This window comes from Corynebacterium striatum ATCC 6940, from assembly GCF_000159135.1.
GTDB lineage: Bacteria > Actinomycetota > Actinomycetes > Mycobacteriales > Mycobacteriaceae > Corynebacterium > Corynebacterium striatum.
The window spans coordinates 1-8825 of record NZ_GG667532.1 but is presented as its reverse complement, the minus strand read 5'-3'; the positions used below and the strand labels follow the sequence as shown (position 1 = coordinate 8825).

The window sequence follows — 8825 nt, the reverse complement described above, 5'->3', positions numbered from 1 at the left end:
GGTACAACCGTGACGGTTGCAACTCGTTTAAATATATCGTTTAATGTTTCACCCAACCAAATCGCGCGCTTGAACAATATTTCCGGTGTTCAAGCGCGCAAATTTGAAAAGCAGAACAGCATCCAGCTAGATGCCGATTGTCCTGCACATTAGGCAGTGATCAGGGAGACCCACTCCATGATTGACTTGCCGGAGCCTTCTTCTGGGAAGTCCTTGCCATCCTTGATGATGCGCGGGGAGGAAACCGAGCCGGTGTCCTTCTCCAGCTTGTCGTAGTTGAACTTGGCCAGCTTGTTGCCATTCTTGATGTCAACGTTCTTGATGGAGTCAACCAAGGAGTCATCAGCACCGAGCTGCTTAGCAGCATCAGCAAAGTCTTCAAAGGACCACTGGTTAGCAACTTCCTGCTGGTTTTCCATCAGGTACTTGCGGAGGTTCCAGTAGGTCTTAACGTCACCGGCCTTGGCAATCTGCTCCATCGCGGCGGCAGCCTTAGTGGAGTGACCGGTGTTACCTTCGATATCCCTACCGTCGAGGAAGTTCAGGGTACGGACATGCACAATGAGCTTGCCCTCTTCGATGGCAGTCTTCATGTCGCCGTCGCTCGCAATAGCAAGCTCACCGCAGTGAGGGCACGAGTAGTCCTCGTAGAGCTCAACCTCAGTGGCGTCCTTCTTAGCGTCAGCAGCCTTGAGGACAACCGCGTTGTCGTCATACTCCATGTTCATGGAAGTTTCTTCAGTCGGCATATCGCCGAGGGCCTCGGTCTTTGCACCCTGACCCTTCCACACAATGAAGCCTATGACCACGGCGACGATGACGAGGAGGACACCAACTGCCCAGAGGAAGCCACTGCTTCCCTTCGCGTTAGGGTCCGAAACTTTTGTAGCTTTAGAAGCCATAGTGAATAAACCTAGCCTTTATGGGTTGCCCGCTCGCGCGGGTTTTGTTTCACGATCTCAACAGAGAATATACCCAACACACTGGGCATTTCCATCAGAAAAAACGTGACATTGGCAATGAATTGTCTTGGAAATCAGTGGGACTATGGGTGGAGTGCAAACTTCTTGAACGGACGCACCATCGTCCACACCATGAGGAAGATGTAGAAGGTATCGCGCAACAAGGTCATCATATAGTTCATAACCTGCGCATCCTGCTCCGGGTTTGCTTCAAAGCAGCCGCAGTCAATCCCAAGACCACGCAACCAAGCCTGACCAATTCCAATCATGAACAGCGCCAAAACGATGGTCCCCACCTTGGCGGAAGTCTTCAGGAACAAGCCGAGGAGCAAAAGCACTCCGCCGATAATCTCAAGCGGTCCGATGATGTTGGCCAGGTACCCCGACCATTCCAGGGTAAAGATTTCATAGGCCTTGATGGATTGCATTACGGACAGCGGTTCGCCAAGCTTGGCCACGCCGGCCTTAATCCAGATATAAGCCATATAGAAGCGAGCAAACGCACTGACGACGTCCAGAATCAGCTTCTTGTCAATTTTCTTGGTCACGCGATTTAGTTTAACCCTAAACTTCTAGGACTTGGGAAACGAGAGCCTGTGCTTCCTCTTGGACTTTCCTGAGATGTTCCTCACCGAGGAAGGATTCGGCATAGATCTTGTACTTGTCTTCCGTACCAGATGGGCGCGCGGCAAACCATGCATTTTGCGTTGTCACCTTGAGACCACCGATGGCCGCACCGTTGCCTGGCGCCTCCGTCAGCTTGGCAGTGATTTCCTCTCCGGCCAGCTCAGTGGCGGTAACCTGCTCCGGCGACAGCTTCTTCAGAACCGCCTTCTGCTCACGGTTGGCGGGGGCGTCGGTACGCGCATAGGCAGGCGCACCAAACTCTTCGGCCAGCTCCGCGTAGCGTTGCGAAGGGGTCTTTCCAGTCACCGCTGTGATTTCGGCCGCAAGCAGGTCCAAGATGATGCCATCCTTGTCAGTCGACCACACGGTTCCGTCAAAGCGCAGGAAGGAAGCACCCGCAGATTCCTCGCCACCGAAGCCGATGGTTCCCTCCACGAGACCCGGCACAAACCACTTGAAACCTACCGGCACCTCGACGAGCTCGCGGCCCAGCTTGGCCACCACGCGATCGATCATGGAAGAGGAAACCAAGGTCTTACCCACGCCGGCATTGCCCCAGTTGGGGCGGTGGCTAAACAGGTACTCGATAGCCACAGCGAGGTAGTGATTCGGGTTCATGAGACCAGCATCCGGGGTGACGATGCCGTGGCGGTCAGCGTCGGCATCGTTGCCGGTGGCGAGATCGTACTTGTCACGGTTGCCGATGAGAGAAGCCATGGCGTTCGGCGAAGAGCAGTCCATGCGAATCTTGCCGTCTGTATCCAGGGTCATGAAGCGGAAAGTTCCGTCTACCTCCGGATTAACCACGGTCATGTTGAGTTCGTAGTGCGCGGCGATTGCTGCCCAATAATCGACAGAAGCGCCGCCCATCGGGTCCGCGCCGATGCGCAGGCCAGACTTCTTGATGGCATCCATGTCCACCACGTTGCGCAGATCAGCCACGTAGTTATCCACGTAGTTGTGCTTGACGCAGCGCTCGTCGAGCACGCCGTCGACAGGCACGCGCTTGACGCCCTCAAGGTCAGCACGCAGGTAGTTGTTGGCGCGCTCCGCAATCCAGTCCGTGGCAGAGGTATCGGCCGGTCCACCAGTTGGCGGGTTGTACTTGAAGCCACCATCGCGCGGTGGGTTGTGGGACGGCGTAATCACGATGCCGTCGGTACCCGGGTGGGTGAGAATCGCGTGGGAGACAGCCGGGGTCGGGGTGTAGCGGCCGCGGTCATCGACGCGGACCTCGAGGCCATTAGCCAAGAGAACCTTCAAGGCCGAGACCATTGCCGGCTCCGAAAGCGCGTGGGTATCGCGACCGATAAAGATAGCACCGGTAGTCCCCTGCTCCGCGCGGTAGTCCACGATCGCCTGGGTAATCGCCAGAATGTGGTTCTCATTGAAGGCCGTATCCAACGCGGAACCGCGGTGGCCCGAGGTGCCGAAAGCTACCTGCTGATCCGGATTCTCCACATCCGGAGTACGGGTGTAGTACGCGGTGACCAGCTCAGCAATATCAATGAGGTCACTCGTCTGAGCCAACTGACCGGCGCGCTCGTGGGCCATGGGGGGAGTCTCCTTAGACGTCTGCGATTAATTCTCCTGCCAAGCTTGCCCTTTCCCACATGATTTCGCAGCACTTTCAACCCCCACAAGGGGGAAAATGCGAACTCAAATTACTAACTCCCTTAACTGAATTTCTATTATGTAGTAGTTTCTCAGCATGGATTCAGTGCAAAATACTCTCGATACGGTGGGCGGCGTGGTCTGGGGACCCTTCGTCCTTATTCCGCTCCTGCTCGGTACTGGACTATGGCTGACCATCCGCCTCGGCGGCATTCAGTTCCGCACGCTCGGTCGCGCCCTGCGCCACGCCTTCGTCGACCACCCCGACGACAAGTCCGCCGAAGGCGATATCTCCAACTACCAGGCGCTTACCACTGCACTCGCCGCCACCGTCGGTGTGGGCAACATCGTCGGCGTCGCCACCGCGCTGTCCATCGGCGGCCCAGGTTCCCTCGTCTGGATCTGGGTCACGGGCCTCATGGGCATGGCCTCCAAGTACGCCGAGGCGTACCTCGGTGTCCGCTTCCGCACTACCGACTCCAAGGGTGAGCAGGCCGGCGGACCGCAGTACTACCTGAAACGCGGCATCAAAGGCCCACTCGGCACAACTCTCGCTACCGCCTTCGCCATCTTCGCAGTATTTGCATCCTTCGGTATCGGCAACCTGACGCAGGCCAACTCCGTGGCCACCAACATGGAATCCACCTTCGGAGTCACCCCCGTAGCCTCCGGCGCGCTCATGTTCGTACTCGTCGGTGCAGTTCTTCTGGGCGGCATCCAGGCCATTGGCCGCATCACCTCCGCCTTCGTGCCGCTGATGATCATCATCTACGTGGTCGGCGGCCTCGTAGTCCTTATCGTCAACGCCAGCCAGATTCCAGAAGCACTGGGCCTCATCTTCACTGATGCCTTCACCGGCACCTCCGCGGCCGGCGGCTTCGTCGGTTCCTCCATCATCATGGTCATCCAATACGGTGTCGCCCGCGGTATCTTCTCCAACGAGTCTGGTATGGGTTCCGCCGCAATCGCAGCAGCTGCCGCCAAGACCCCGCACCCAGCCCGTCAGGCACTCGTCTCCATGACTCAGACATTCATCGATACGCTCATCGTCGTGACTATCACCGGCCTTGTCATCGTGGTGACCGGCGTGTGGGACATGGGACGCGACGAAGCCGGCATCATGACCGCCAAGGCTTTCGAGGCCGGCCTGCCCGGCCATTGGGGCGGCACTATTGTCTCCCTGTCCATCATCTTCTTCGCCTTCTCCACCATCGTCGGCTGGTCTTACTACGGCGAGCGTGCACTGTCCTCCCTCTTCGGCCGAGTGGCCACCATCCCATACCGCATGTTCTTCACCGTCGTCGTCTTCATCGGCGCGGTGACCGAGCTTGACGTCGTATGGTCCTTCTCCGACCTGGCCAACGGCCTCATGGCCATCCCGAACCTCATCGGCCTGCTTATCCTCTCCGGTCTCATCGCCCGCGAGACCAAGGCCTACCTGGAGTTCGATCCCAAGCTCAACAAGCCAATCGAGGACGTTGAGGAGTTCGTGCGCTCCCAGCAGATGGACTGGAAGTAACATGTAGGGCATGCCTCAAGCACTAGTAGTCGGGTCCGGCGCCGCACTTGGCGCCGTGGCCCGCTATTTTTTGTCCGCACTCTTAGGCGGCGGGATGTTGCCGCTGCTTATTATTAACATCTTCGGCAGCGCACTAATGGGCTATTTCAAGCCCAAGCCTTTCTGGGGCACGGGTGTGCTGGGAGGTTTTACCAGCTTCGCCACGTTCGCCTACCTCACCTCGGGCGCCTCCCCCGCCATCGCTGCGGGCTACGTGATGGCCACGGTGCTTGGATGCGTGGGCGCTTACCTCATCGGTGACAAGGTGGCCCCACGATGACACTTTTCTATATCCTGTTTGGCGCTTTCTTAGGCGGCATGGGGCGCTACGGCTTCACCAAGGTGCTCCCCGCGCCGGTCTGTACCTTCGCTTCCAACATGTGCGGAGCGCTGGCAATCGGCTTGGCTTATGGCTTCGCCATGCTTGTCGACGCCCCCTTAGCCAACACCATCTATCCCCTCGCCATCGTAGGTTTCGCAGGTGGCCTTTCCACTTGGTCGACCTTGGCCAAGGAGCTAGGCGAAATGATCAAAAAGAAGAGGTACTGGAAATTCACCCAGTACCTCTTCTGGACCCTCGCCCTCGGCGTGGTCCTGGCTTGGCGCGGGGCCATGTGGGCCCCGCTTATCTACAACAACTTCTAGTCCGCAATGGCATCGAGTGGCGGCGTCTTCGATGCGCCCTGCGCTGGCCACAGTGCGGCGAGCACACCAACCACCGCGGAACCCACGAGCAGAATTGCCAGCATGCCCCACGGTACAACGGCGTTATTAAGGCCTTCATCTGCCAAGACCTTGATGAAGGACCAACCGAGTCCGAGGCCCATCAACATGCCCATGACCGCACCGAAGACGGCGATCTGCACAGACTCAAGCGTGATCATGGTGCGGATCTGGCGACGCTGGGTGCCCACCGCACGCAGCATGCCAATCTCCTGGCGGCGCTCGATAACGCCCAGCGTGAGCGTGTTGACGATGCCCAGCACCGCGATGATCACCGCGAGGGCAAGCAACGCGTAAAGGATGGACAGCATCTGGTTGATCATGCCAGCAGCTTCGCCGGCGTATTCTTCACCAGATGCAACCTGGACCACGACTAGATCCTTAACTGCCTCCTCGAGGTTGCCGCGCAGCTGCTCGAGATCCACGCCTTCCTCGCCGTTGACACCCACCATGGCGACCGTGATGGCGTCGGCAGGCACGAGCTCCTCGGCGCTCTTCTGGGATACCGCAAGTTTGGGCAGCATCTGGAAGTCCTCGTAGATGCCCTTGAGCTCCACCTTGGCGGACTTGCCAGGAATCGGGCCAGTCAATTTATAGGACTCACCGACTTTCCAGCCCTGCTTCTCCGCAGTGGTCTTATCAGCCACGAATCCGCCGTCGGCGATGTCCGTATCTCCCTGCGTCATCGTGAGTTTGAAGACATCGCTCGGATTGCCGCTGACCGTCTCAGTCATGGAATATTGCGGGCCATATTGCATCGAGGCCTGGCCATCGATCTCTACCGGAGCGGTACCCACCGTAACCACCTGACCCACGCCCTCGGCTTCTGCAGCGCGCTCGCTAGTCTCGGCCGGAGTCGGGAAATTGCCCTGGGATGGGCCGGAGAGCAGGTAATCGGCACTGATGTCCTTTTCCAGAGTATCTGCAACGGAAGACTTCATCGTGGCGCCAAGCATGCCGATCGCCGTCACCAGTGCCACGCCCAAGGTCAAAGCAAAGGCGGTAGCAGCGGTACGGCGTGGGTTGCGCTTGGAGTTAGTTGACGCAAGCTTGCCGACGGCCCCGAAAGGTGCACCGATGACTCTTCCCAAAGTAGGAACGATGGGCAGCGACAACGCTGGGCCTGCGAGGGCAAAGCCCAGAATCAAGTTGAGGGCTCCGAGGCCGACGAGGCTGGCGCGGATGCCGGTACCGGCGTCGATAAGCACACCCACCACAACGAAAATGGCGCCCAGCACCATGAGCAAACCGCCGATGATGGTGCGGACCTTCAGCGAGGAACCAGCGGCCGATTCGGTGGTACGCATTGCCTCGACGGGTTCCACCGTACCGGCGCGGCGAGCCGGCGCCCACGCCGATACCACCGTGACCGCTGCGCCCAACAAAATGGGGACGATAATGGCGCTCAGGCTCAAGCCAAGGTTGCCATCCATCGGCATGCCCTGGGACTTCAGCACTGCCTTGATGATGGCCACCAAGCCCATGCCTGCGACGACGCCCACCGCTGAACCGATGAGGCCCACGATAAAGGACTCGACCACCACGGAGCGGGTGATCTGGCGGCGGGAGGCGCCAAGGGCGCGCAAGAGAGCGAATTCCTTGGTGCGCTGCGCGACGATCATCGAGAAGGTATTAGCGATGATGAAGGTGCCGACCAACAGCGCAATGAGGCCGAAGGCGATAAGAAAATAGTTCACGAACTTCAGCGCGGAAGAAATGGCGTCAGAGATCTCCTCGGCTAGCTTCTCGCCGGACTCTGCCTCGACGTCGTATGTCTTGTTCAGGTGGTTCACGAGTTGCTCGGGAGTTACACCTTCCGCCGCAGAGACCTTCAGCTGCCGGGGATTTCCATAGCGCTGCGCGAAGGCCTTGTTGTCCATCTGCAGTGTCAGCGCCTGACCTGCGTCGACAGCTGGCTTCTCGATGCCAACCACCTTCACCTCGTCACGCTTGTCCGGATGGACCACGATGAGCTTCTGCCCCACCGTGACACCAAACTTTTCTGCTGCGGAGTCATTGATGAGAACCTCGCCGGGGCCCTGTGGCGCCTCGCCCTCGACGATCTCGCCGGGCTCGCCCACGGTCTGGTCGGCTGGGTAATAGGGGCGCACGTGGGCAGTGCCCCCGGCGGTCTGGAAGGCTTCTGCTTTGTCATTCGCCACGACGACCGTCTGGGCGCTTTCGATATTAACGTTGCCCACCTTGGTGTCCTTGGCGAGCTCACTTCGCAGCTTCTCGTCGAGCTCTGGGCCCGAGTCCTTCTTGCTCACCGCAGCGTCCACGCCGGTGAAGCTGTTGGAGACCGCGGCATCAAACGTGTTCGAAAGCGAGTTGGTGAACATGAAGGAACCAGCGATGAACGCGGTGCCCAGCACCACCGCAAGGAGCGTCAGCGTAAGTCGCAGCTTATGCGCGATGATATTGCGCAAGGAGACCTTGCGCATAGTGTTGTTTTTAGCCATTAGCTCTCAATCTCCGCCATGACCTTGTGGATGGATTCCATGGTTGGGTCCTCCAGCTCATTAACGAGCTTGCCGTCGGCGAGGAAAATTACGCGATCTGCGTATGACGCCGCCTTAGCGTCGTGCGTCACGATGACCACAGTCTGATCATCCTGGTCAACGGCGGTACGAAGAATATCGAGCACTTCCGCCGAGGAATTGGAGTCTAGGTTACCGGTGGGTTCATCGCCAAAGATGATCTCTGGACGTGCCACGAGCGCACGCGCACAGGCGACGCGCTGCTGCTGACCGCCGGAGAGTTCAGCCGGCCTGTGGGTAAGGCGTTGCGCAAGCCCTAGACGCGTGGTCACTTCTTCAAACCACGCCTGGTCGACGTCCTTGCCCGCAATGTTCATCGGCAGAGTGATGTTTTCTGCAGCGGTGAGGGTAGGCACCAGATTGAAGGACTGGAAGATAAAGCCTAGACGGTCTCGGCGCAGCGCGGTGATCTCTTTATCCTTGAGCTGCGACATGTCCGTATCGCCGATGAAAGCCGAGCCGCTCGTTGCGGAGTCCAAGCCCGCCATTGTGTGCATCAGCGTCGACTTGCCGGAGCCAGACGGGCCCATGATTGCGGTGAACTTGTTGCGCTCGAATTCCACGTTGACATGGTCCAGTGCAGTAACTGCGGTATCGCCTTGACCGTATTGCTTGAATAGCTCGACGGCGCGGGCCGCTGCGCTGCTTGTTGGACTCATAAAGGGGTCTCCTAACGGTGAGGGATGAAATGAAACAAAACTATCTCCCCTACACTAGCGCCCCATAGGTAACACCGCGCACCTGCGGGTCACATTCCGGACAACCTTTATGGTCAACTACGACAAAACGATCAAAAAAGGA

General features: G+C 58.5%; 8 protein-coding genes. 3 read left to right on the top strand and 5 right to left on the bottom strand.

Going from position 1 to position 8825, the window contains the following annotated elements:
• Nucleotides 1-149: 149 nt before the first annotated feature.
• The 3 genes from HMPREF0308_RS12535 to pgm form a co-directional block, all read right to left on the bottom strand.
• Nucleotides 150-902, bottom strand: a complete 753-nt coding sequence (locus HMPREF0308_RS12535; protein WP_005532190.1) for a DsbA family protein — start codon at nucleotides 900-902, stop codon at nucleotides 150-152.
• A gap of 143 nt (nucleotides 903-1045) precedes the next feature.
• Nucleotides 1046-1510, bottom strand: coding sequence for a MauE/DoxX family redox-associated membrane protein (locus tag HMPREF0308_RS12530; protein ID WP_005532189.1), 465 nt, complete (start codon nucleotides 1508-1510; stop codon nucleotides 1046-1048).
• 16 nt (nucleotides 1511-1526) lie between these two features.
• Nucleotides 1527-3143: a phosphoglucomutase (alpha-D-glucose-1,6-bisphosphate-dependent) gene (gene pgm, locus HMPREF0308_RS12525; RefSeq protein ID WP_005532188.1), complete on the bottom strand. Its 1617-nt coding sequence runs from the start codon at nucleotides 3141-3143 to the stop codon at nucleotides 1527-1529.
• Between the two features lie 157 nt (nucleotides 3144-3300).
• Between pgm and HMPREF0308_RS12520 the strand changes: the two genes are divergently transcribed.
• The 3 genes from HMPREF0308_RS12520 to HMPREF0308_RS12510 are packed head-to-tail and all read left to right on the top strand — an operon-like array spanning nucleotide 3301 to nucleotide 5406.
• Nucleotides 3301-4722, top strand: a complete 1422-nt coding sequence (locus HMPREF0308_RS12520) for an alanine/glycine:cation symporter family protein (protein WP_005532185.1) — start codon at nucleotides 3301-3303, stop codon at nucleotides 4720-4722.
• Between the two features lie 10 nt (nucleotides 4723-4732).
• On the top strand, nucleotides 4733-5041 hold the full coding sequence (locus HMPREF0308_RS12515) for a fluoride efflux transporter family protein (RefSeq protein ID WP_005532183.1): 309 nt from the start codon (nucleotides 4733-4735) through the stop codon (nucleotides 5039-5041).
• Nucleotides 5038-5406, top strand: a complete 369-nt coding sequence (locus HMPREF0308_RS12510; RefSeq protein WP_005532180.1) for a fluoride efflux transporter FluC — start codon at nucleotides 5038-5040, stop codon at nucleotides 5404-5406. Before HMPREF0308_RS12515 ends, HMPREF0308_RS12510 begins: the two co-directional genes overlap by 4 nt.
• Here the strand turns inward: HMPREF0308_RS12510 and HMPREF0308_RS12505 are convergent.
• A complete protein-coding gene (locus tag HMPREF0308_RS12505) occupies nucleotides 5403-7946 on the bottom strand; it encodes an ABC transporter permease (protein ID WP_005532177.1) in 2544 nt (847 codons plus the stop codon). The two genes, HMPREF0308_RS12510 and HMPREF0308_RS12505, sit on opposite strands and share 4 nt — an antisense overlap.
• On the bottom strand, nucleotides 7946-8683 hold the full coding sequence (locus HMPREF0308_RS12500; protein WP_005532175.1) for an ABC transporter ATP-binding protein: 738 nt from the start codon (nucleotides 8681-8683) through the stop codon (nucleotides 7946-7948). The genes HMPREF0308_RS12505 and HMPREF0308_RS12500 overlap by 1 nt, the downstream gene beginning before the upstream one ends.
• Between the last annotated feature and the right edge of the window lie 142 nt (nucleotides 8684-8825).

Bases quoted from the DNA above. Each gene is read 5' to 3' on its own strand.
- HMPREF0308_RS12535 (WP_005532190.1), bottom strand. From the start codon at position 902: ATGGCTTCTAAAGCTACAAAAGTTTCGGACCCTAACGCGAAGGGAAGC.
- pgm (WP_005532188.1), bottom strand. From the start codon at position 3,143: ATGGCCCACGAGCGCGCCGGTCAGTTGGCTCAGACGAGTGACCTCATT.
- HMPREF0308_RS12520 (WP_005532185.1), top strand. From the start codon at position 3,301: ATGGATTCAGTGCAAAATACTCTCGATACGGTGGGCGGCGTGGTCTGG.
- HMPREF0308_RS12515 (WP_005532183.1), top strand. From the start codon at position 4,733: ATGCCTCAAGCACTAGTAGTCGGGTCCGGCGCCGCACTTGGCGCCGTG.
- HMPREF0308_RS12510 (WP_005532180.1), top strand. From the start codon at position 5,038: ATGACACTTTTCTATATCCTGTTTGGCGCTTTCTTAGGCGGCATGGGG.
- HMPREF0308_RS12505 (WP_005532177.1), bottom strand. From the start codon at position 7,946: ATGGCTAAAAACAACACTATGCGCAAGGTCTCCTTGCGCAATATCATC.
- HMPREF0308_RS12500 (WP_005532175.1), bottom strand. From the start codon at position 8,683: ATGAGTCCAACAAGCAGCGCAGCGGCCCGCGCCGTCGAGCTATTCAAG.